Source organism: Chryseobacterium sp. PvR013 (assembly GCF_017833095.1).
Taxonomy (GTDB): Bacteria; Bacteroidota; Bacteroidia; order Flavobacteriales; family Weeksellaceae; genus Chryseobacterium; species Chryseobacterium culicis_A.
This window is the reverse complement of sequence record NZ_JAFIBT010000001.1, coordinates 3,822,471-3,845,630: the sequence shown is the minus strand read 5'-3', so window position 1 is coordinate 3,845,630 and position 23,160 is coordinate 3,822,471. Positions and strand designations below refer to the sequence as shown.

The 23,160-nt window shown below is 36.6% G+C and carries 20 protein-coding genes and 5 tRNA genes; 11 read left to right on the top strand and 14 right to left on the bottom strand.

The genetic code is table 11. The features are described 5' to 3' along the window. Window positions 1-14 precede the first annotated feature (14 nt). The 6 genes from JOE44_RS17565 (at window position 15) to JOE44_RS17540 (ending at window position 9,363) form a co-directional block, all read left to right on the top strand. Entirely contained in the window at window positions 15-584 is a 570-nt protein-coding gene (locus JOE44_RS17565; protein ID WP_209786576.1) for an XRE family transcriptional regulator, read from the top strand. A 545-nt stretch (window positions 585-1,129) separates the two neighbouring features. After that, on the top strand, window positions 1,130-3,955 hold the full coding sequence (locus JOE44_RS17560) for a TonB-dependent receptor (protein WP_209786575.1): 2,826 nt from the start codon (window positions 1,130-1,132) through the stop codon (window positions 3,953-3,955). A gap of 9 nt (window positions 3,956-3,964) precedes the next feature. Beyond that, window positions 3,965-5,263, top strand: a complete 1,299-nt coding sequence (locus tag JOE44_RS17555) for a DUF5690 family protein (protein ID WP_209786574.1) — start codon at window positions 3,965-3,967, stop codon at window positions 5,261-5,263. An 11-nt stretch (window positions 5,264-5,274) separates the two neighbouring features. After that, a complete protein-coding gene (locus JOE44_RS17550) occupies window positions 5,275-6,429 on the top strand; it encodes a TIGR03364 family FAD-dependent oxidoreductase (protein WP_209786573.1) in 1,155 nt (384 codons plus the stop codon). 7 nt (window positions 6,430-6,436) lie between these two features. After that, a complete protein-coding gene (locus JOE44_RS17545) occupies window positions 6,437-7,105 on the top strand; it encodes an HAD-IA family hydrolase (protein ID WP_209786572.1) in 669 nt (222 codons plus the stop codon). Window positions 7,106-7,509: 404 nt separating this feature from the next. Beyond that, a complete protein-coding gene (locus JOE44_RS17540) occupies window positions 7,510-9,363 on the top strand; it encodes an alkaline phosphatase family protein (protein WP_209786571.1) in 1,854 nt (617 codons plus the stop codon). 76 nt (window positions 9,364-9,439) lie between these two features. Here JOE44_RS17540 and JOE44_RS17535 read toward each other — a convergent pair whose 3' ends face one another. From JOE44_RS17535 to JOE44_RS17525, 3 genes are read right to left on the bottom strand one after another with little or no spacing between them, the layout of a single operon-like run. Continuing rightward, window positions 9,440-9,925 (bottom strand): GNAT family N-acetyltransferase, encoded by a 486-nt coding sequence (locus JOE44_RS17535; protein WP_209786570.1) that lies wholly within the window; start codon window positions 9,923-9,925, stop codon window positions 9,440-9,442. Between the two features lie 14 nt (window positions 9,926-9,939). Beyond that, on the bottom strand, window positions 9,940-11,355 hold the full coding sequence (locus JOE44_RS17530) for a PLP-dependent aminotransferase family protein (RefSeq protein ID WP_209786569.1): 1,416 nt from the start codon (window positions 11,353-11,355) through the stop codon (window positions 9,940-9,942). Between the two features lie 40 nt (window positions 11,356-11,395). Then, entirely contained in the window at window positions 11,396-11,764 is a 369-nt protein-coding gene (locus JOE44_RS17525) for a hypothetical protein (protein ID WP_209786568.1), read from the bottom strand. 103 nt (window positions 11,765-11,867) lie between these two features. Between JOE44_RS17525 and JOE44_RS17520 the strand changes: the two genes are divergently transcribed. Continuing rightward, window positions 11,868-12,551, top strand: a complete 684-nt coding sequence (locus JOE44_RS17520; protein ID WP_245169804.1) for a helix-turn-helix transcriptional regulator — start codon at window positions 11,868-11,870, stop codon at window positions 12,549-12,551. A 69-nt stretch (window positions 12,552-12,620) separates the two neighbouring features. Here JOE44_RS17520 and JOE44_RS17515 read toward each other — a convergent pair whose 3' ends face one another. The 6 genes from JOE44_RS17515 to JOE44_RS17490 all read right to left on the bottom strand — a co-directional run bounded on the left by JOE44_RS17515 (window position 12,621) and on the right by JOE44_RS17490 (window position 14,057). Next, window positions 12,621-13,325 carry a hypothetical protein gene (locus JOE44_RS17515; protein WP_209786567.1) on the bottom strand — a complete coding sequence of 235 codons (705 nt, stop codon included), beginning with the start codon at window positions 13,323-13,325 and terminating at the stop codon, window positions 12,621-12,623. Between the two features lie 114 nt (window positions 13,326-13,439). Continuing rightward, window positions 13,440-13,523, bottom strand: a tRNA-Leu gene (locus JOE44_RS17510). A gap of 78 nt (window positions 13,524-13,601) precedes the next feature. Beyond that, window positions 13,602-13,683: transfer RNA gene (locus tag JOE44_RS17505), tRNA-Leu, on the bottom strand. A 122-nt stretch (window positions 13,684-13,805) separates the two neighbouring features. After that, window positions 13,806-13,889 (bottom strand) — tRNA-Leu (locus JOE44_RS17500). A 6-nt stretch (window positions 13,890-13,895) separates the two neighbouring features. After that, window positions 13,896-13,971, bottom strand: a tRNA-Gly gene (locus JOE44_RS17495). Between the two features lie 4 nt (window positions 13,972-13,975). Further along, window positions 13,976-14,057, bottom strand: a tRNA-Leu gene (locus JOE44_RS17490). Window positions 14,058-14,236: 179 nt separating this feature from the next. Between JOE44_RS17490 and JOE44_RS17485 the strand changes: the two genes are divergently transcribed. The 4 genes from JOE44_RS17485 to JOE44_RS17470 are packed head-to-tail and all read left to right on the top strand — an operon-like array spanning window position 14,237 to window position 17,097. Next, on the top strand, window positions 14,237-14,614 hold the full coding sequence (locus tag JOE44_RS17485; protein ID WP_105682873.1) for a DUF3127 domain-containing protein: 378 nt from the start codon (window positions 14,237-14,239) through the stop codon (window positions 14,612-14,614). Window positions 14,615-14,673: 59 nt separating this feature from the next. Further along, window positions 14,674-15,327, top strand: coding sequence for a leucyl/phenylalanyl-tRNA--protein transferase (gene aat, locus JOE44_RS17480; protein ID WP_209786566.1), 654 nt, complete (start codon window positions 14,674-14,676; stop codon window positions 15,325-15,327). After that, complete coding sequence (locus JOE44_RS17475) at window positions 15,314-16,192, top strand: EamA family transporter (protein WP_209786565.1); 879 nt, start codon at window positions 15,314-15,316, stop codon at window positions 16,190-16,192. The genes aat and JOE44_RS17475 overlap by 14 nt, the downstream gene beginning before the upstream one ends. 47 nt (window positions 16,193-16,239) lie before the next feature. Next, window positions 16,240-17,097 carry a hypothetical protein gene (locus tag JOE44_RS17470; protein ID WP_209786564.1) on the top strand — a complete coding sequence of 286 codons (858 nt, stop codon included), beginning with the start codon at window positions 16,240-16,242 and terminating at the stop codon, window positions 17,095-17,097. Window positions 17,098-17,140: 43 nt separating this feature from the next. Here the strand turns inward: JOE44_RS17470 and JOE44_RS17465 are convergent, their stop codons facing one another. The 5 genes from JOE44_RS17465 to JOE44_RS17445 all read right to left on the bottom strand — a co-directional run bounded on the left by JOE44_RS17465 (window position 17,141) and on the right by JOE44_RS17445 (window position 23,133). Beyond that, window positions 17,141-18,523, bottom strand: coding sequence for a tetratricopeptide repeat protein (locus tag JOE44_RS17465; RefSeq protein ID WP_209786563.1), 1,383 nt, complete (start codon window positions 18,521-18,523; stop codon window positions 17,141-17,143). Between the two features lie 207 nt (window positions 18,524-18,730). Continuing rightward, a complete protein-coding gene (locus tag JOE44_RS17460) occupies window positions 18,731-19,702 on the bottom strand; it encodes a zinc-binding alcohol dehydrogenase family protein (protein ID WP_209786562.1) in 972 nt (323 codons plus the stop codon). Window positions 19,703-20,037: 335 nt separating this feature from the next. Then, window positions 20,038-20,619: a Crp/Fnr family transcriptional regulator gene (locus JOE44_RS17455; protein ID WP_209786561.1), complete on the bottom strand. Its 582-nt coding sequence runs from the start codon at window positions 20,617-20,619 to the stop codon at window positions 20,038-20,040. Window positions 20,620-20,665: 46 nt separating this feature from the next. Then, the gene (gene glmM / locus JOE44_RS17450; protein WP_209786560.1) at window positions 20,666-22,048 is read right to left on the bottom strand and encodes a phosphoglucosamine mutase; all 1,383 of its coding nucleotides are present in this window, start codon (window positions 22,046-22,048) and stop codon (window positions 20,666-20,668) included. A 68-nt stretch (window positions 22,049-22,116) separates the two neighbouring features. Beyond that, the gene (locus JOE44_RS17445) at window positions 22,117-23,133 is read right to left on the bottom strand and encodes a DUF4421 family protein (protein ID WP_209786559.1); all 1,017 of its coding nucleotides are present in this window, start codon (window positions 23,131-23,133) and stop codon (window positions 22,117-22,119) included. Between the last annotated feature and the right edge of the window lie 27 nt (window positions 23,134-23,160).

Here is a 23,160-nt window from a genome sequence, read left to right as displayed (position 1 = left end):
AAATTGCATAGCGTATGAACGACTTTTTAATAGGTATCGGCAAGAGATTAAAGGATATTAGAAAAAAGAATAATTTAACCATTAATGATCTGGCTTTCAAAGCAAATGTGAGTAACGGTCTTGTTTCCAGAATTGAAAACGGAAGAACAATTCCTTCCCTTCCGGTTTTACTGGATCTGATACAGTCTCTTGAGATTGATGCCAGTTATTTTTTTGAGGGTGTTGAGAAAAAATCCAATGCCAAATTCATCTATGTTCCGAAAGAGAGCCAGCAGGTTATAGAAAAAGAGGTAGAAGCTGAAGGATTCAAGTATATGCATATTTTTAGCAAGAGTCTTCATTCTTTGGGTTTTGAAGCGGTATTGTTAACGCTCGAACCCAATTCTAAAAGAGAAAAGGTAATTACGGATGCCTGGGAATTCAAATATATTCTGAAAGGAGAAGTGAAATATGTGATTGATAATGAAGAAATCATCTTAAAAGAGGGAGATTCTTTATATTTCAATGGAAAATTTCCTCACGTTCCGGTAAGCATCAGTAATGAAAGCTGTGTGATGCTTGTGCTTTACTTTTATACTGCTTAATAGCAATTTTTAACGCAAAGTTTTTATTACTAAACCTTATACTTTTAAGGGAGCAAAGACTGGAATCAATTTCATTGATTCTTTCTAAGCGTATGCAAATGAAAATGTTTCTTCAGCGACAAAGTCGCAGCCTTTGCTCTCTTAAAATATATCACTTAACTTATTAAACTTTGCGTTAAATAATAATCGCTTATTTATTTTATATATCATCCTTCAATTTTTAAATTCCAAATCATTACAAAAGTTTACAAATATGCAACTTTTATTTTTCCATTTTCTTTCTAAATGAACGAAATATGAACAAAAATACGGCTATTTTCGGCAGGTTTCTATTCTTTTTATTCCCTTGAAATATTTACAAAAAACGTTGAAGCAGGTACTTCAAAACCCATTTTATTAAATTTTCAAAGGATAGGTTTTATACTTTTTAAAGTAAAAATAGCGTAACAAATCAGACGTATTTGTTAATCAATACTTAATACAAAATATTTATATATATTAAAATTATTGGCGTGATTTGCATAAAAAATTTAATATATGTAAAAATGAAAACAAATTTAGAGAAATTACTTACCCTTGTTTTTGTCTGTTTCATGATCTTTGTTTCAGCGCAAAAGCAGTTAATTATAGGAACTGTTCTCGACGACAGCCAAGCTCTCCCTGGAGCAACAGTCAAAATAAAAGGCTTATCTAAGAATATAACCACTGATATTGAAGGAAAATTTACCATCAATGATATCAAAGAAGGCCAATATACATTACAAATCAGCTATATAGGATATGAATCTTCCGAGGTTACTATTGACCTGAAATCAGAACAAACTGTTGATCTAGGAATCATCAAACTTTCCCAGCCGAGAAAAAACATTGATGAAGTAGTGGTTACCGGAACGTTGAAAAATACAGAAGCAAGAGCCCTAAACCTTCAGAAAAATGCAATCAATATTACCAATGTCATTGCCTCTGACGGAATTGGAAAACTACCGGACAGAAATGCTGCAGAGACCGTACAGCGTGTACAGGGAGTTTCTATTGAAAGAGACCAGGGAGAAGGAAGATTTGTTTCTCTGAGAGGACTTCCGCCATTCTGGGCTTCCACCACCATCAACGGAAACAGGCTTCCCACTGCTGAAGAGGAAACAACTTCCAGAGCAACAGCTTTCGATTTCTTTCCTACGGAACTGATCTCCTATGTACATGTAAATAAATCATTTACCCCAGATATTGAAGCTGACGGAATTGGTGGTGGTGTCAACTTTATTACCAAAACACCACCAATGAAAACAGAGTTCAAAGCTACTGTAGGAAGTGGTTATAATGCAAAATCTGACAAAGGCGTTTACAACCTTGGATTTTTATATGGAGGAAGAACAAAGGATAAGAAATTCGGGTATTTATTCAATTTTGCCCATTTCATCAGAAACTGGTCTACAGATAATTTTGAAGCCAGAAGAAGTGGTGACGAAGGTGTTTTCAGACTGGAGCTTCGTGATTATAACGGAGTTAGAAAGACAACGGGAATCAACACTGCTTTTGAATATGTGCTGTCACCAAAAACAACCTTCTATTTAAAAGGAATGTATGGTACATTATCAGATGATGAAACCCACTACAAGCATAGAATCCGATTTGATAAGTTCAGCAGTGCCAATAATACAGCAAGAGTGGAGCTTCAGAATATCCACAACTTACTGATCACAGAGCTTACTTCTGTTTCGTTGGGAGCCGTTCATCAATTAAATAAAGGAAAAATCGACTGGGATTTATCTTACTACGACAATAAATTCAAGTATGGAAATATTCCTGACAAGCAAAACAATTCTTACTATGTCATCAAATACACACAATCCGGTGTAGGCATCAATCCAGATTATATTTCCAATCATGGAAATGGCCCAAGAGCTTACTGGAAAGCTGATGGCGGTAAATTAGATTATAAAAACCCTGACGCTTTGTTTGGTTTCTACAGCGATCCCAACTTTAAAATGGATGCTTCCCAGATGAGATTTACAGATCTTGAATTCTATAAAGTTTTTGTGGAGGAAAAAGATAAGATTGTAGCCGCATTCAATCATGAGATCAATGCTTCTGATAAGTTGATTTTAAAATATGGTTTTAAATACCGGGATAAGGAGCGTAATGCAAAGTTCTCTGATATTTTCTACAACTGGAACAATGGTACTGCCCCTCTACTGTCTGAGTATTCACAATATATCACAACACAGCCCAATGGACCGAAATATTTAAGGGAAATGAATGCTCATATCGGCAATACTTTTGGCCCCGTACTTTCTACAACAGGAATGAATCAGTTTTGGTATCAGAATCAGGGAAATCTAAAGATCAATACCGCGGATTCCGAAGCATTGGAATACAACAAAGCATTAGGAAGAAACTTTGATGTGTTTGAAAAACATGCAGATGCTTACGGAATGGCAACGTATAAGCTGAATGACAAGATCACCATTTTAGGAGGAATCAGATTATCCAATACCAATACTAAGGTAAGAGGGTACAGTGTGAATGATAATATACTTACTCCGGTAGAAAACACCAAAAACTATCTGGCTGTTCTTCCAATGGTTCATTTGAAATATACGCTGAATGATAAAACCAATCTTCGTTTTGCTGCTACAAGAACGTTCTCAAGACCCAATTTTGGGGATCTTACCCCTGGAGGAACTTACATTGAAGCAGACAACGAATTCAAAGGCGGAAACCCAAATCTTAATCCTACCTATTCTCTGAATTTTGATTTGATGGGAGAATATTATTTCTCCAACGTAGGGATTCTGAGTGGTGGCGTTTTCTATAAATCAATTACAGATCCTATTTTCCAGGATTCTTTTATCGGAAGCTACAACGGAATGAATGGCGTACAGTTTACAGCTCCTAACAACGGAAAAGCAGCATGGTTAGGAGGAATTGAACTGGGAATCAACAAACGCTTTGACTTCCTTCCAGGATTCTTACAATACTTTGGAGTACAATTGAACGCCACCTTCATGACTTCTGAAATGGAAAAGCCAAGCGGAAGAAAAGTAGCACTTCCTTACCAGGCAAAGGAATTGTACAATGCACAGCTTTTCTTTGAGAAAAAAGGATTCAATGCAAGACTGGCTTACAACTACAAAGGAAAGTACGCAGTAGAATATGCTGAAGAAGACATCAATGATTCTTATTATGGCAAATACAGCAATCTTGATTTCGGAGGTTCTTATCAATTTACCAAATACCTGACTTTATATGCGGATGTGAACAATATTCTGAATAAACCTCTGATCTATCACTTTGGTAAAAATGAAGACCGCCCAGAGCAGGTAGAATATTATGGAGTACGATTCAACCTTGGAGTAAAACTGAACTTCTAAACCAATACCATGGCCAGAACCATCAATAAAAAAACACTCGTAACACTGAAAGCCGCTTTTGCTGCTTTTGGTGTTTACTTCTGCATGTACGGTTTTCGAAAACCTTTTACTGTAGCTTCTTTCGAAGGACTTTCCTATTGGGGAGTTGATTATAAGATCCTGATTATCATTGCTCAGGCAGTAGGGTATTTTATCTCAAAATTTATCGGGATTAAATTTATCTCTGAACTGAAACCTCAGAAAAGACTCACCTATCTGTTTGTTTTTATTGTTATTGCAGAGCTTGCTTTGCTGGGGTTTGCTGCCGTTCCTGCTCCATACAATATTATATTTATGTTCATCAACGGGATTCCGTTAGGAATGATCTGGGGAATTGTTTTCTCTTACATTGAGGGACGGAAGACCACGGAAATTATCGGTCTGTTTTTATGCTCAAGCTTTGTGGTTTCTTCAGGATTTACCAAATCTGTAGGGAAATTTCTGATGGATACTTTCTCCATTTCAGAATTCTGGATGCCATTTTCTGCCGGACTTATTTTCGTTATTCCTCTGATTCTTTTCGGATTGCTTCTTGAAAAGATTCCGCAACCTACAGAAGAAGATATTTTGCTTAAAAACAAAAGAGAACCGTTGAATGGTAAGGAAAGAAAAGCGCTCATCCAGCAATTCTTTGTTCCCATTGTATGTATTATATTTTTGTACATCTGTTTAACCGTTTTAAGGGATTTCAGAGATAATTTCAATCGTGAAATCTGGGACGGACTGAATTTTAGTTTTGACAGTTCTATTTTCACCTTAACAGAAATTCCTATTGCCATAATGGTACTTTTGATCTTAAGCTTTATGGTAAAAGTAAAGAACAATAAAAAGGCATTTGCTTATTATCACTATATTCTTTTTGCCGGGATTATTACTGTAGGACTTTCTACTTATCTGTTTCAGCAGGGTTCTTTATCTCCCTTTTTATGGATGACGATTTCAGGTTTCGGAATGTATATCTGTTATATTCCTTTCAACGGAATTTATTTTGACCGGATGATTGCCGCTTTTGAAATTAAAGGAAATGTAGGGTTTCTCATCTATATTGTAGATTCATTCGGCTACTTGGGAAGTGTTCTGATTCTTTTGTATAAAAACTTCGGTTCGGCTCAGACTTCATGGTTACACTTTTATATCAACTTAAATTATATCATCACCATTGCGGTTTTCATCCTTTCAGTGATTGCTTTTATGGCTTTCAGAAATAAGTCAAAACCCAAATCTAATTCTAATCAATTCATCAATTTCGATACGTCGAAAATTTTATAAATACTCGTAAAATGACAACAAAATTTGATTTACTCGTTGTAGGAGGTGGAATTTTAGGAACATTCCACGCTTATCATGCGTTGAAAAAAAATCTTAAGGTAGCTTTACTGGAAAGAAACTCCATTCCTCAGGGTGCCACCGTAAGGAATTTCGGACAGGTAGTGCCTTCCGGAATGGATCTTAAATGGCAGAATTTCGGAAGAGAAAGTCTTGCAATATATAACGAACTTCATACTCAGGCAGATCTTACCATCAGACAAAACGGATCTGTTTATATCGCTTCAAATGATGAAGAACTTCAGCTGATTGAGGAGCTTTATGAAATCAACAGAAACAATAATTATGAATCTGTTTTATTATCAAAAGGCGACTGTATCAAAAAGTTTGACGGCCTTCGTTCTGATTATTGTAAAGGAGGATTATTTTTCCCTCAGGAACTGTCTGTAGACTCTGCTGATATGATTGTAAAGCTTCACAAACTGCTGCAGGAAAAAATGGGATTGCAGATTTTCTATAATACAACCGTTTTAGAAACCAGAGAAGATAATGAGAAATGTACGGCTGTAACCGCAGAGGGAACAGAATTCAATGCTTCTAGAATCATTATATGCGGTGGTCATGAGTTCAAAACGCTGTACCCTAATGTATTCAATGACAGCGATCTTGAAGTAAGTAAACTTCAGATGCTTCAGACCAAACCGCAAGGAATCTATTCACTTCAGGGAAATATCCTTACAGGGCTTTCTGTGAGAAGGTATGAATCTTTCAGTGAATGTCCTTCTTTTCAGAAAATCAAGGCTTTAGAAGATCCTACCTCGTTTGAAAAGAAATACGGAGTTCATATTTTATTCAAGCAGGCGCTGGACGGTTCTGTCATCATAGGAGATTCTCATGAGTATGCTGATGCTAAAAATGCTGATGACCTTGGCTATGATCTTAATATGGAGATTGATGAATTTATGATCCATGAGGCAAAGAAAATTATTGATCTTCCCACGTATGAAATCCAGAGAAGATGGTTCGGAATCTATTCCCAGTGCAAAACAAAAGATATTTTTGAACACAGTCCATCTGCCAATATTCATATTATAACAGGTATCGGAGGGAAAGGAATGACGGGAAGCGGTGGCTTCTCCAAGTTTACTATTGAAAAAATTTACACATAAAATTGAAATGAAAAATATAGAATTATTAGTTCTGGATATGGCCGGAACAACAATTGACGAGGACAATGTAGTCTACAAAACACTTACCAATGCAGTGAATGATTACGGCTATGTGGTAAGCCTTGAAAAAGTATTATCCAGCTGTGCCGGAATGGAAAAACTGGAAGCTATCACAAGTCTTTTAAGGGAAATCAATGGCAATGAGGAAGATGCTCCTGCTATTTTTGAGAATTTCTCTGATCAGCTTAAAGAGTCTTACCAAAACCTTGAAGTAAAACCCATTAACGGAACGGAAAACTTCCTGCTCCGTATGAAGTCTCAAAACAAAAAGATCGTGTTGAATACAGGATATACTTCTGAAATTGCTCATCAGCTTCTGAATAAACTCAACTGGAAAGAAAGTATTCATTTTGATGCCTTAATTACGGCAGATGATGTTTCAGAAAGCCGCCCAAGCCCGGAAATGATCCATCTTGCGATGAAGAAATTCAATATCACGGAAGCCAATAAGGTTTTAAAGGCAGGTGACTCTGTTATTGATATCGAAGAGGGCAAAAATGCAGGTTGCGGACTTACAGTAGCCGTTCTCTCAGGAGCACAAGGCAAAGCAGAGCTTGAAAAAGCAGCGCCCGATTATATTCTGAACACCATTTCTGAAGCAGAAGGTATTCTTTAACAACTTCTTTTCAAAAACTTTTTTTACTACTTCTTGACACAAATGTTTTCATGCTAACCCATTGAAAATGTTTGTGTTTTTTGAACCACCCCTTCAAATTTTCAATTTGACACCCCTCCGGAGGAGGGGAATATCGTACGTTCGATTGAATATTGATCAAAACCGGAAATTTTCGGAATCTTTTGGGAACTTTATATTCTTAAAGCTTATAACTTAAAATAAGCAGTGTTAATCACTTTTCTGACTTTTGTGGTTAACCATTTCATTCTTTTTTCTGGAACTTTTTAATTATCAATTAATTAATTTACAGTTCACACATGTTTACAAATAGTAAATTAATTTTACAATAGTTAAAAATAAATTACTATTTGTAAACTTTTACGATTCAAAAACTTATTTTCCCTATGAAAACAAAACTATTCTCAATGGCTGTTGTAATGAGCTGTTTCCTTGGAGCTCAGACCAAAAAAGTTCTTTTTATCGGTATTGACGGATGTCGTGCAGATGTCATGATGTCTACTCCCACTCCTAACATTCAAAATCTTATCAGTCAGTCGATTTATTCTATTGATGGGCTTTGCGCCGCCACTACCTGGAGCGGAAACGGATGGAGCACTATGCTTACCGGCGTATGGCATACAAAGCATAATGTTCAGGACAATAATTTTACCAGTCCAAACTACATCAATTATCCTGATTTTTTAACCAGAGCAGAAACTTACAATCCCAGCCTGAGAACAGTTTCTCTGGCACATTGGTCACCTATTAACGATAAGATTGTACAGAATGCGGATGTAAAAACCAATCTGGCAACAGATCTTGCCGTGAAAAATGCAGCTATAACCGCTTTGCAGAATGACAACCCTGATATTCTCTTTGTAGACTTTGATGATGTAGATCATGCAGGACATTCTTATGGATTTTCATCAAGCATTCCTCAGTATGTATCTTCAATTAAAACAACAGATACTTATATCGGAGAAATTGTCACTGCTATGAAGAACAGACCTTCTTACAGCAATGAAGACTGGCTGGTAGTACTCACTACAGACCACGGAGCAATAGAAAGCTCTCATGGTGGAGGAAATCTTTCTGAAAGAAACATTTTTACGGTATATTCCAATCCGGGATTTATTCCTCAGCAAATCAGCAAAACAATCCTTGAATCCAATAAGACATTCAATCAGTTGAATTTCCCTGCAGGAACCTATGCAAAACCATCTAACCAGACTCCTTTCAATTTTGGTGCGAATCAGGATTTTACGATTGAGTTTTGGGTAAAACCAAATGCAGCTTATTCAAGTGATCCTGTTATGATCAGTAATAAAAACTGGGCTAACGGAAAAAATAAAGGATTTGTTTTTTCAGGGTATTCCGGACAGACTTTTAAAATGAATATTGGCGATGGAACCAACAGAATTGATCTCGTTGGAGGAAAAGTGGAAACGAATAAATGGAAACATATTGCTGCCAGCTTTGACAGAGATGGCCTTGTCACATTGTATGAAGACGGTGTTCCGGTAACTTTTGCGAAAATGAATACCATCGGAAATATTGATTCCGGGCTTCCTTTAACCTTAAATCAGGATGGAACCAATGCTTATGGAATCAATCTGGCAGCTTCATATAAAGATGTAAGAATCTGGAAATCTGCTCTTCCCAATGATGTTATCGTGAATTGGGCTAATCAGGATATTACACCTTCACATCCTTATTATGCTCAGTTAGTGGCCAATTGGAAATGCAATGGAACTTCCGGAAATATGTTGGCAGATTCAAGTCCAAACACCAATAACATGGCTATTACAGGTTCTCCGACTTATAATGCCAATACGGTCAACAATTTTAAAGTGTATGATTATACAGCTACAACAAGAGAAACAGATCACTTTCCTACCGTACTGAACTGGCTTTGTATTCCGGTACAGGCTTCATGGGGAATTGATGGAATCAACAGAATTCCGGCATGTTCTAAAGAAATATTAGCGGCAAAAGATTCCAAGGTAATCGCTGATGATTTTAAAATTTATCCCAATCCTGTTTCAACATTCATTGGAGTTCAGTATCAATCTGAAGATAAGGATATTAAAGCAGAAATCATCGACAGTAAAGGAGCAATTGTTTCAGCATCACATTTACAGTCTTCAAGAGGATATTACGATGAAAAAATCAATATTGGAAATCTTCCGGCAGGTGTATATTATATTAAAATCAACGGAAGTAAAAAATCACTGACCAAGACATTCATCAAGAAATAAAACAGTAAAGCAATTAGATTTAAATTTTGATATTAGAACAAGGATATTCCTATCCGAGTTCTAATATTTTTTTTGCTTATTTATTGAAAATCAATTCCATTCTAACATCTGCACGGTCGTACTCAGCATGACCGATAGGTGTATGGATAAAGCCCAGTTTTTCATAAAGTTTAATAGCAGGAACCAAAATAGAATTGGTAACTAAAAAGACTTTTTCTGCGTTCAATTCTTTCGCTTTTTCCACTAAGGCATTTCCCAACAGATAACCTAATTTTTTCCCCTGAGCTTTAGGACTTACGGCCATCTTTGACAGTTCAAAAGTAAGAGGATTGTTCTCCGTTTTTACTAATGCACAGGTTCCTACCACTTCTCCATTCAGCAACGCAAAAGCAATGTGTCCGCCTTTATTTAAAATCTCTTCTTCCGGATGATCCAGAAGTTTATAATCTCCCGATTCCATTACAAAAAAAGTCTTGATCCACTCTTCATTCAAAGCTTTGAAAGCTTCTTTATAATGAGGTTCATACGCTGTAATTTTTACTTCATTCTTAATATCATTCATCGCTATAAGGTTTATTAAATTCTGTTTTTTATCATTTTTCCCAACTTCTCCAGGTCGCTTTCCACCCTATCAGTCCATTCCAGGGCATAGTTCAGCCGCATACAGTTCTGATACTGATTATATTGAGAAAACATTCTTCCCGGTGCAAAGTTCACTTTTTGGCTGACAGCGATATCATAAAGATCTTCTGTACAAATTCTCTTATCAAGCTCCAGCCAGAGCATAAAGCCTCCTTTCGGTTCTGAAATCTTTGTATTATCAGGAAAATACTCAATCACCGACTTCTGGATCTGAAGGTAGTTGGCATATAGTTTTTTTCTGAACATTCTCAAATGATGATCATACCGTCCGTGCGCAAGGAAATCCGCAATCACATCTGAAAACAAAGAAGGTCCGCTCACCGTCTGAACCAATTTCTGACGGATAATTTTTTCCTTAAATTTTCCTGGAGCCACCCATCCTACCCTAAAACCCGGAGCCAGTGTTTTGGAAACCGAACCTACCCACATTACAATTCCTGCTTCATCATAAAACTTACACGGCTTTGGTCTTCCCGCTCCGAAGTAAATGTTACCATACACATCATCTTCCACCAAAGGAACATTGTACTCGGTAAGCATTTTCACCAGTTCTTTTTTGTTCTCATCAGGCATTTGAAACCCTAACGGATTGTTATAATTCACTACAAAACAACATGCAGAAAGCTTCGGAAGTACCTTTTTTAAAGCATCAAGATCCACTCCTGTAATGGGATGCGTAGGAATTTCTACAGCTTTAAGCCCCAATAACTGAATGGCCTGAAGAATTCCGAAATATACAGGACTTTCCACCGCCACAGAATCTCCCGGCTTGGTCACTGCCATTAAGCAGTTATAAACGGCATTCATCGCTCCGGAAGTAATGACCAGATCATCTTCTGTAATTTTCCCTTCCATTACCATAGACCATTTGGCGATTTCTCTACGCAGAATTTCGCTTCCCTGCACAGGTTCATAATTGGTTCCGCTGTCACTCTTCCTTTTCATCACATCAATCATACATTTCTTCATTTTGGCAACCGGAAGGAGACTTTTCCCCGGAATTCCAAGAGCGAACTGCGTAACATCTGTACCTCCGATGCTCCCAAATACTTTATCAATAAGATCCTGAGGGGTATTTTTACCTTCCGAAACCTTCATCTGTGCTACAGAAGGCAATGCCAGTTTTCTTTGGGAAGTCTGGCTTACATAATATCCGTATTTCGGACGCGATTCTACAAGAGAACGGCTTTCCAGCTCCATATACGCTTGCTTTATTGTATTCAGGCTCACGTTGTATAATTTCTGGGCACTTCTCAGTGAAGGCAGCCTGTCTCCAAACTGCAGGGTTTCACTTTTAATCTGCTCTGTGACAGAATTGGCTATTTTAAGGTACAGAACATCTTTAGGCATTGAATCAGGGTTTTAAGTAAATGTACAATTTTATCCTGCTTTATTCAGGATTCAGCCAGCTAATCACACTGCTGATACTGCTTTTTAACTGTTCCGGATCTTTGAAATTCGGCGTATTATTATTTTTTAAATATCTTTCAGCACGGGAAAAAAAGTTTCTTTTCTCTACTTCTGGCATTTTGTTTTTATCATAAACTTTGAAAGAGATTTCATTTTTTTCATTAATGATAAGGCTGGCAAAAGCAACTACTATATTTCCGTTTTTAGCCAAAAGAAAAGGAAGTCCGAAATTCTGATCTGCTTTTTTCACATTCTGGATCTCCAGAAAAATAGTTTTAAGCATCCCCATATCTGAGATATACGCTTCAGCATATTGAAACGGCTTCTGCTGTTGAATGGTTGTTTCCATATTTTCTTCTTTAGCTAAACAAAATTATGGAGTATTTAATTTTGGATACAGATACAGAACTAAACAATATTACGGGTACAGATTTTTACGTTCCGGATCCAATATGCAAATATATTTAGCTAAAATTGTATTCTCTGTTTTATCTTTGCAAAAAGTATTAGACAAAATGAGCTTCTTTGGAACGAATATTAAGAAAATAAGACAGGTAAAAGGAATAAGCCAAAAAGCATTTGCTGACCTTCTTGATCTGAACAGAGGTGTGATAAGCTCTTATGAAGAAGGCCGTGCCGAACCTAAGATTGAAACAATATTAAAAGTTGCCCATCATTTTAACCTTACTCTTGATCAATTACTGACTGAATCTTTACAGGCAGGGCAATTAGTAAGTGTTTCTGACACGGATCAGCTTATGCTTTTTCCAGAATTAGAGATCCTGAATAACAAAGAAGAACAGACAAAAACAGAGAAAAATAATCCCAACTCCTCAATATTGCAAAAAATATTAGCATCCGTTGATCTTGTATATGAATTTACTCCTGAAAAACACCTGCTTGCCCACTATCAATACGGTGATGTTTTATTTTTAAATAAGGCTGATATACATACAGAGCCCTTCAACAATTTATTAGTTCACACCAATGGAAACCTTCAGTATGCAATTGATAATCAAACACTAAACAGAAATACTCAGGAATATTATAAGATTGTTGGATACATTTCAATGGGTGAAAAAAATATATTTACAGGCATCTTTGAAAGGCTGGAGAAGTTGGAAAGTAAAGGATAGTTTATTTAAACAGGAAAAAAAAATCCCCATACAGTAAGCTGTAGAGGGATTTTTATTAGCTATCAGATTTTATTTAAAATCTTTTTCTTCAATATTTTTATTATAGTACAAATCCACAAGATTGGCTTCCTGATTTCCATCTTCAGAAACAAAAGTCAATTTATTAGCATACCAAAGATCTCCGAATTTCTTGTAATCACTTTGTAAAACCGTTGAAAACGCATTCTTTTCTCCATTTTCAACAGTCTCTTCTTTACTTAGGAAGAATGATTTCACATCGTAATACAGATAAGTCACTTTTCCTGTTATATAGGTTGCCTTTATTTTATAATACATCTTATCCGGATTCTCATCAATAAGTTCAATCTTGTACAGTTTAGGATCTATATAAGCCAACTCATTGATGATATATTTTCTGTCAGTTTTATCCTTGAATACAGCAGGATCAGCCAGTTTTCTTTCACCGTTGACCAACTCGTATCCCGTTTTCCCGTCAAACCAGGATCTGTATACGATCCTTCCCTGATACTCAATTTCAAAACTTCCTTTGTTCGGCACCATTTCTTTTGTGATCCAGTTTACCTTACGGCCATCCATTACTGTTTCTGATTTGGAATAAAGTGTTTTTATACTGCTTAAAAACTTTTTCCCTCCTTCTGCCTGAATGGCTTTTTCAATAATTTCCTGAGCTTTTTTCTCGTTGGATGTCTGTGAGAATAATGGATGAGAAGCAGCTATCATCGTAACTGCTAAAATGGTATTCAATAATTTCATGGTTTTATTTTTCTGAAGCAAATTTACCAAAAGGCATTTTAATTTTTAAAGATATTTTAGTTTTTGCCTAATAAAAACAAAAATCCCTCCGTAATCAAATTACAGAGGGACTTGTACCCCAGACGGGACTTGAACCCGTACGTCCTTGCGGACACAGGATTTTAAGTCCTGCGTGTCTACCAGTTCCACCACCAGGGCATGGTGTGGGCAAAAAAAAAGATCCGAACCAAGGGTTCCAACCTTTTCTGTGACTCTGTGAAGAGCCTTTTCGCATAGTGCGGATGAAGGGACTCGAACCCCCACGCCTCACGGCACCAGATCCTAAGTCTGGCGTGGCTACCAATTACACCACATCCGCTGATTTTTGCTGATCTGAATTTCAGATTCAACCTTATTTCTTACAAATATAAAATATTTTATTTAAAGAACACTCTCTAATTAAAACAAAAAACCCTCCGTAAGATATTACAGAGGGTCTTGTACCCCAGACGGGACTTGAACCCGTACGTCCTTGCGGACACAGGATTTTAAGTCCTGCGTGTCTACCAGTTCCACCACCAGGGCATGGTGTGGAGCGAAAAACGGGATTCGAACCCGCGACCCCAACCTTGGCAAGGTTGTGCTCTACCAGCTGAGCTATTTTCGCATAGTGCGGATGAAGGGACTCGAACCCCCACGCCTCACGGCACCAGATCCTAAGTCTGGCGTGGCTACCAATTACACCACATCCGCTGGTTTTTTTATACTGTAAGTTTTAAAGAGCTTGCTTCGTTTTTGTGAGTGCAAATATAGGACAATTTCCTTTACTACCAAACTTTTCAGGAAAAAAAATTAAATTTTCCATATTTTTTTTTCACGTCACCTTTTATTACATTTCATTTTCTTATTTTTACATCGTTAATATTTACAATATGGAATTACAAGGAACGGTAAAGAAACTTTTTGATGCTCAAACATTTGCGAGCGGGTTTCAAAAAAGAGAAATGGTTATTTTGACCCAGGAACAGTATCCACAGCCAATAAACATAGAATTTTTATCTGATAAAATCAGTTTATTAGATAACCTTAAAGAAGGAGAAAACGTAAAAGTAGGAATCAACATCAGAGGGAGAGAATGGGTTTCTCCTCAAGGTGAAACTAAATACTTCAACTCTATTACAGGCTGGAGAGTAGAGAAAGTTTTTGAAAACGCTTCAGAACCAACTCAGGCAATGCCTCAACAATCAGCATCTCCCGTTTCTAACGAGAATCCTTTTGCCGGAGACGATGATGATGATTTACCTTTTTAATTAAAGAATAAAGATCAAATATAAATCCTGCTTTTTGAAGTGGGATTTTTTTTCTAAAAATGGTCCGATTAGACGAAAACGAGATTTCATTTCCTGATCCTGAGCTGTATGAGGGTCATGAAGGGGTGGTTGCTTTTGGAGGCGACCTATCTGTAGAACGCATTTGGTTTGCTTATCAACTGGGTATTTTTCCCTGGTACAATCCCGGAGAAGAAATCCTCTGGTGGTGCCCTGATCCGAGATTTGTTCTGGTTCCGGAAGAATTAAAGGTTTCAAAATCAATGAGAAAGGTCCTGAACAGAAATGTTTTTACTTTCTCAGAGAATCAGAGTTTCAGAGAAGTGATCAGAAACTGTCAGCAGGCGACCCGCAAAGGACAGTCAGGAACATGGCTTTCCGAAGAATTGATGAATTCTTTTATCAAGCTTCACGAATATGGCCTGGCCAAAAGTATTGAAGTATGGCAGGAAGGAGAACTTGTAGGCGGCTTTTACGGATTACAGATTGGGAACGTCTTTTGTGGCGAAAGCATGTTTGCAAAAGTAAGCAATGCATCCAAAGCTGGATTTATCCACTTCGTAGAAAACAACAAAGACAAGATAGAATTAATTGACTGTCAATCCCATACAGAACATCTTGAAAGTTTAGGAGCAAAAATGATTCCTAAAAAAGAATTTCTAAAAATCTTACACGAAAATAATGAACGCAGATAAAGAAAAATGGGTTCTTCTGGTTATCCTGAGTATTATCTGGGGATCATCCTTTATTTTAATCAAAAAATCGCTGGAACATTTTAATCCGTATCAGGTAGGATCTTTAAGGGTTCTTATTGCAGGGATTATTTTACTTCCGGTTGCTATTTCCAATTATAAGCTCTTTCCTAAAAAACATCTGAAATGGCTAATTTTGGCAGCTTTTACAGGGAATTTTATTCCTATGTTTTTGTTTCCGATTGCAGAAACAGAAGTAAGCAGCAGTATTGCAGGGATTATCAATTCAATGATGCCTATTTTCGTGATTATTGTAGGTGCACTGGTATGGAAATTCGAAACGACAAAAAAGCAGATTATAGGAACGTTAATAAGCTTCACCGGAGTCTGTATCCTTGCATTTGGAGGTGGTGACAGCGGAGATTTGAAAATGATTCCCATCCTTTTGTTGTTATTGGCCACTTTATGTTATGCATTGAGTACAACAACGGTAAAATCGAAACTTATGGAAGTTTCGTCTACTGTTTTATCGGCTTTTGTGTTCTCATTTGTGTTATTATTCCCCTCCATTATAGCCCTGACCTCCACTGGATTCTTTTCGGAATTTAGCTTTTCGAAGGATAATCTGCTGGGACTTATGTTTGTCAGCCTCTTATCGATCTTCGGAACGGGTCTGGCAATGACCATGAATTATCGTTTGCTGAAAGTTTCTTCTCCTCTTTTTGCCTCCACAGTTACTTTAGTAATGCCTATTGTTGCTATTATCTGGGGAATTTTAGATGGCGAAAAGCTAACGTATTTACAATTTATAGGAGCAGGAATTATCATTGGAGGACTGATCTTTTTGAGAACAAATCAAAAAAAATAAAATTATATTATAAATTAAATTATATTTGACTAATTTAATTTATAACTATGAAAAAAAATCTACTTTTTGGCTTATTGGCCCTATCTGCCATTTCATGCTATAATTCTGATGATACTCCTTTTGACAACAGCGATCCTTCTGCTCAAAGCGTAATTCTTCCTACTAGAATGACGATGGATGGCATTGTAATGAAAATCAATTACAACGGAACTAAAATCATCAGTATGATTAACAATATTAATCATGGGCAAAGAATTGAATTCACCTATACGGACGACTATGTCACCGGAATTAAACATTACGAAAATAATATTCTTGAAAGTACGGTTGAATACGGCTATAATAACGGACGTATGGCGTCTGCTGTTACTAAGGAATATTCTACTACAGGTACAGTACAGAATACAGTCGCATTTGCTTATACCTACACAAGTAATACAGAAATCAGCGTAAAAAAACAGACAACTTCGGGAGCTGCCGGTTCATCCACGATCAACAGTATATTTACTTACAGCAATGGAAATATGGTAAGTAATATAGGTTCAGGAACCGGAACCGTAAATGGCAATACGGTTAATTACACAGAGAATGAGACCTACACTTATACGGATAAAAACTATCCTTTTAAAAATGTAAAGGGTTTCGACAAAATCATATTTAACGGAAATGAGAGCGATGGCGTAAGCATGCTGTTTTCGAATATAAAGAACAGTTTAAGCACCTATAAAGGGCAATTCACCAATACCGGAGGAGGAACAACAACCGGAACTACTGCTCATAAGTATACAACCACTTTTAATGCTGCAGGCTATCCGTCTGAAGAAAGCAGGCAGTCTCTTGATATGAATGGAAATGCAACCAGCAATGCTCCGGATAAATTTTTCTATGAATATAACTTTCAATAAAAAAAACCTGCAAAAATGCAGGTTTTTTTGTTTTTAAATTAATTTAATTCTTTTTTCTCACTCTACTTGCTTTAGCTTTTTTCACCTCATCTTTAATGAAAGGATATTTTTTCTGCATATCCTTAACTAAAGACGGATCCAAATCTAATGCTTTCTGAAGAGCTTCCATTCCCTTATCCTGGTCTTTCAGGTTAAAAAAGCAATTGCTTAACTGATAAAACAGTTCTGCTCTGTGGTGATTTTTTAACGCTTTATTCAGAACGGTTACCGCATCTTCATACTCTCCTACCAACATCAAAACTTCTGAATAGGCATACCAGTTGTAGAATCTTGATGGTTCTGCATCCACAAGCTTTTTAAGACAGGTAAGACTTTCTTCAAACTTCCCTGAATCAATGAACAGGAAAGCCAGTCTTTTTTGATAATCAAGATTGTTTTCATTCAGCTGGGTAGCTTCTTTGGCATAATACAATGCTTCAGACATCCCGCCCATTTCTTCGTAAAGATAAGACTGTTCCATCATTGCAAGATAAAACTGAGGGTCTTCTCTTAATGATTTCTGAAATGCATTTAACGCTATAATGGGCTGTTTTAATGCTTTATTACACAATCCGATTTTATAAAAAGTAAATGCTTTTGTGTATTCCAGTTCCAGCATTTCTTCATAGGTCTCAATTGCTTTTTGGTATTGTCCCAAAGCTTCATAACAGGCTGCTTTATTGGCATATACTCCTACAGAGTTTGAGTTGATTGCCAACAAATAATCGTAGCCTCTTATCGCTTCATCATAATTTTTTCTGTTGAAATAGAATTGTCCGTATTCAAACCATGCGGTTTCGGAATAAGAGAATTCATCTAAATATTCATTAAGAAAGGCAATAGCCTCCTCGCTCTTATTCAAATCACTGAAACACACCATACAGTTTTCCAGTGAATATTCATCCAACGGATCTTCTTTCAGTGCTTTTCTGTAATGTTTAAGAGCGTTAAAAGGATCTCCGAGATTCACATATTCATCCGCAATAAAGTTGTGGAGAAAGTTTTCTTCTTCCTCTAATGTCAAAGCTTTTTTACAGATTTCAATGGATTTTCTGGGATTTCCTAGGTTCGAATAATACTTGGCATAACAAACCAAAAAGTCAGTGCTTTCCATAGAGGCACCTTTCAATTCATCGATAAGTTCTTTCGCCGTATTATACTCTTCCCACTCCAGAAGGATCTCAAGTCTTTTGATCTTAATATCCAACGAATTAGGGTGAAGCTTTAGTCCATAATTAACAGCCATGTCAGCGTAATTAAAATCACCAAGCTCCAAATAATAAACAATAATGTCTTCTAACTCTTCTGTATCGAAGTAGAATTCGTCATTGTTTTCCATCATTTCCTCGAACTTTTTTACAAGTTCATTTCCAAAATACTCTTCCAATAGTGTCCTCTTTGTCGGCCTGATGTCTGAATTTGCTTACAAACCTCGGCAAACGATTAGTTAATAATACATCTGAAACTGATATTCAAATATTTATGCAAAGTTGCAACTTTTTTTTGAATTTTCCATTTCATAAATTTCTATTATAAAAATAGTAAAAAAAGAAAACCAATAAAAGGATTGTGGATAAAAAAACGGAAATTGGGGTTAAATTCTTATTACAAGACGTTTTCCACTTTGTATCTCAGCATTCCATATAGTTTCGATATTTTTAATATCAACGTCCTGTGTTTCCATTTTAATCTTTCCGTCTACAGCTGCCTGAAACATTTCAGGAATAATTTCTGAAAAAAGAAGGGCTGATTCTTCTTTTGTCCAACTTCCCAATCCGGATCCTGAGATCTGAATATCTGTTCCTCTGAGGATCTGTGAAGACAGCTGGATGGTATCTCCGCTCATTCCTCCTATGGTTACCAGTTTTGTTTTATGGGAAAAGGTTCCGTCTCCTTTAAAAGCGGACAATATCATTTCTATAGAATGTCCCCAGATATAATCCAAAACAATATCAATAGGAGTTTCTTCATGAATTTCTTTTATTTTTTGTTTAAAATCATGATCTGCTAATTTGAGTGAAACAACTTCATCAGCTCCCAGCTCACGTAAAGACTGCAGAGATTCTTCATTTCTTCCTGTAACAATGATTTTACCGGCATTATATAATTGGGCGATCTGAACAGCAATTCTGCCTGTAATTCCGGTTGCTCCGTTAATCAGAACGGTATTTCCTTTTTGTATTCCGGCTTTAAACTTTAAGGCCATTGCAGATCCCATAATGGCATTTGGCAGTGCGGCGGCTACAGAAAAATCCAGTTGTTCAGGAATTGGAATGATCATTTTTTTATCTGCTACAGCTTTTTCAGCTACCGTTCCTTTTTTACTGAAGAAATAAACTTTATTTCCATTTTCCAGATATCCTACTCCATCTGTCCCGATAATAGTGGGTTGATGTTCCTGATTTTCTGTGGAATAATGATTTCCTCCAGCTCTGGCTCTGTCAAGATTTTTAATAGACGCGGCTTTTACTGAAACCAGAATTTCATTTTCATTCATAATTTCAGGTGCCGGAAAATCTGAGTATTGAGGAATGCTTCCTTTTTCAAATACTACTGCTGCTTTCATTCTTTTTAATTTTTAAGCAAAATTATAGAGGATGAATGCTGTTGGGCGATAACATTTGTTATGAGTTTGGGAATTTGTTTGGGAAAGGAAGGAGGGAAGACGGGCGTTTATAAAACCCGAAATATATTTGAAACGCAGAGAGTGCTAGGTGACACAATATTATGCATTATTTGGGCGCAAAGGCACTTCGTTTAGCAAAGAACGGTTATAATCACTGAGTGAAACGCCTTTGCGGACATTTTCAACAATACATATTATTCTTTGCGAACGTTGCGTTTAAGATGATCTCGAATTTATACAGTATCTTTTTAAACTTCTGCCTTCCATCTTCCAGCCTATCCCAGTCTCTCTTTCAATATTTTGCTTTTGATTCTACTGAGATGCACCGTTGTAATCCCAAGATAGGAGGCAATATAATGCTGCGGAACTCTTTTGATAATTTCAGGTTTTTGTTTCACCAAATTCAGATACCGCTGTTGTGGGGTATCTTTAATGAATGAAAAGAAATGCTTCATATAATCAAATACTCTTTCAAAAAGGGCATCCATAAATAGATTTCTGAGCTCACGATTTTCATACACTTCTTCCAGAAAAGCCTCTACATCGGGCTTGTTGATTTTATATAAAATACAGGGTTCTATCGTCTCAAATGAAACCATACTTGGCAAGCCTTTTTTAAAACTTTCAAGGGATGAAAACATTGTATTTTCAAGGAAAAACTGAAATGTTACGTCTTTTCCGTCATTATTATACCAGGCTCTTACCATACCTTTTTCAATGTAATAGGCATTGTAGGAAACCTCTCCTTCTTTTAAAAGCAAAGTTTTAGCCGGGACTTCCATTCGTTCAAAGCTGCCCAGAAATTTTCTCCACTTTTCTTTAGGAAAGGGAAATCTGTTTTTGATATGTTCAAACATTCCTGATAAAAAAAGAACGGACTCATTGTCCGTTCTTCAAATATTTTTAGATTAAACTCTTAATTTTAGCAATGATATCATCACCTAACTGATCAGCTTCTTCCTGAGAATGAGCTTCTGTATAAATTCTGATGATGGGTTCTGTATTGGATTTTCTAAGGTGAACCCAATTGTTTTCAAAGTCTATTTTAACGCCATCTACAGTGGAAACTTCTTCATTCTGATATTCCTGTTCCATTTTGCTTAAGATAGCGTCTACATCAATCTCCGGAGTCAGTTCTATTTTCTTTTTACCCATAAAATAGCTTGGATATCCTGCTCTTAGTTCAGAAACCGTTTTGTTTTCTTTCGCCAAATGCGTTAAAAATAGGGCTACACCAACTAAAGAATCTCTTCCGTAATGCAATTCAGGATAGATAATTCCTCCGTTTCCTTCTCCTCCGATGACAGCATTTTTCTCTTTCATCAAAGTAACAACGTTTACTTCTCCCACGGCACTGGCAAAATATTCTGAGTCATGCGAATGCGCAACATCTCTCAAAGCACGGCTGGAAGAAAGATTGGAAATAGCCGCTCCTTTTTTGTGTTTCAATAAGTAATCAGCAACTGCAACCAATGTATACTCTTCACCAAACATTTCACCTTTTTCATCAATCAGGGCTAATCTGTCTACATCCGGATCTACGACAACTCCCAAATCAGCGTTTTCTTTTTTCACCAATTCGCAGATGTCTCCCAAATGTTCTTTCAAGGGTTCAGGATTGTGTGGGAAATGTCCTGTAGGCTCACAGTATAATTTGACTGTTTCACAGCCTAATTTATCCAAAAGCATAGGAATTGCAATTCCTCCTGTAGAGTTTACCGCATCCAGAACCACCTTAAAGTTTTTTGCTCTGATGGCTTCCACATCTACCATTGGTAAATCCAGGATCTGCTGAATATGGATATCAAAAGTATCATTTCTTGTTTCGTATTTTCCAAGATCGTCAACTTCTGCATAGTTGAAATCTTCACTTTCTGCCAAAGCCAGTACTTCCGCACCGTTTTCACCAGTGATGAATTCTCCTTTTTCGTTTAATAATTTAAGGGCATTCCATTGTTTTGGATTATGGGAAGCGGTAAGGATTATTCCTCCGTCTGCATTCAGCTCAGGAACCATTATTTCCACTGTTGGCGTTGTAGAAAGTCCAAGATCTACTACATTAATCCCCAATCCCTGCAATGTGGCCGTTACCAGAGAAGAAACCATCTGACCAGAAATTCTGGCATCTCTTCCGATGACAAGGGTAAGATCTTTTTTATTTTTATTATTCTGAAGCCAGGTTCCGAATGCGGAAGCGAATTTTACTACATCCAGCGGTGTTAAGTTATCATTTACTTTACCGCCAATGGTTCCGCGAATTCCGGAAATAGATTTTATTAATGACATGATGTTTTTACTTTTATTTTGTTCTTTCTAAATTTTCCAACACAAAGATACTTAAAAGACCTTTCAACTTATAGAACGGGAATCTTTTTTTGGACTTTATCATAGGTATTTTTTACAACTTTCGGCGGTGCAAAACGATACCCTATATATAACAATCCATAGAGATTATTATTTTCTACTGTCTGATTATTTTTCTGATCATAAGCATAGGTCTTAAAATTCATTTTTCCTCCAAATAAGAACCGGTCAGTATTGTATCCTATATGAAGCCCACCCTGCATTCTTATGGTTGCATACTGGGCATTCTCTTTTACTCCTCCATTATCAAAATCTCTGTAACTGGAAAATTTCCCTCCGATTCCAATAGCAAGGTAAGGTGAGATGTTGACATTCTTTCCAATGACCCAATTATAGAAATACCCTATGTTTCCACCAATATTATATTGAGTTTCCTTGCTTTTCACTCCATCAATTGTGTTTCTGAAAACAGTAAGGTCATAATCCAGAAATGGCACCCAGCTTCCGCTACTTTTATACTGCCATTCTCCCTGTGTATAAATACTTCTTGCTGAAAAATTTTTATTGAGAATATAGGAAGTGGATCCACCAAAGGTTTGTACTCTTAAATCCGGGAACTGAATGTATGGATCTCTTCCTTCCTGCCATTCAGGCCACAGGTCTTTCATGTTTTCTACATAGAAGCCTTTCACATTTTTATAATAAACATTCTGTATGAATCTTCCCGGAAAAAACCTGAAGCTTAAATCAGTATAGGAGCTTTTCCCTTTCATTTCGTCATCATTGTTTCCATCTAAAAATCTGGGGGCAAATGATACTGTTGCACTTATTATTCTATAATCGACTGAAAAGGATGTTTTGGTTTTATTGTTGATTGACAAGTCCATCTCGAATGCGTCCTTACCTTCTCCTGCAGAAAAAACATAGTTCTCGATATTGGTATCAAGATTCACACGAATCATTACCTGGTCTGCATAAGACTTGGTATTTGCGGTATCTGCCTGTGCTTTTACCTGAAAGGCTGATAAAGAAAATAATAGGAATAATCCTGTCTTAAAAAAATTCAAACCGAATAATTTACATTAGAAAAATGA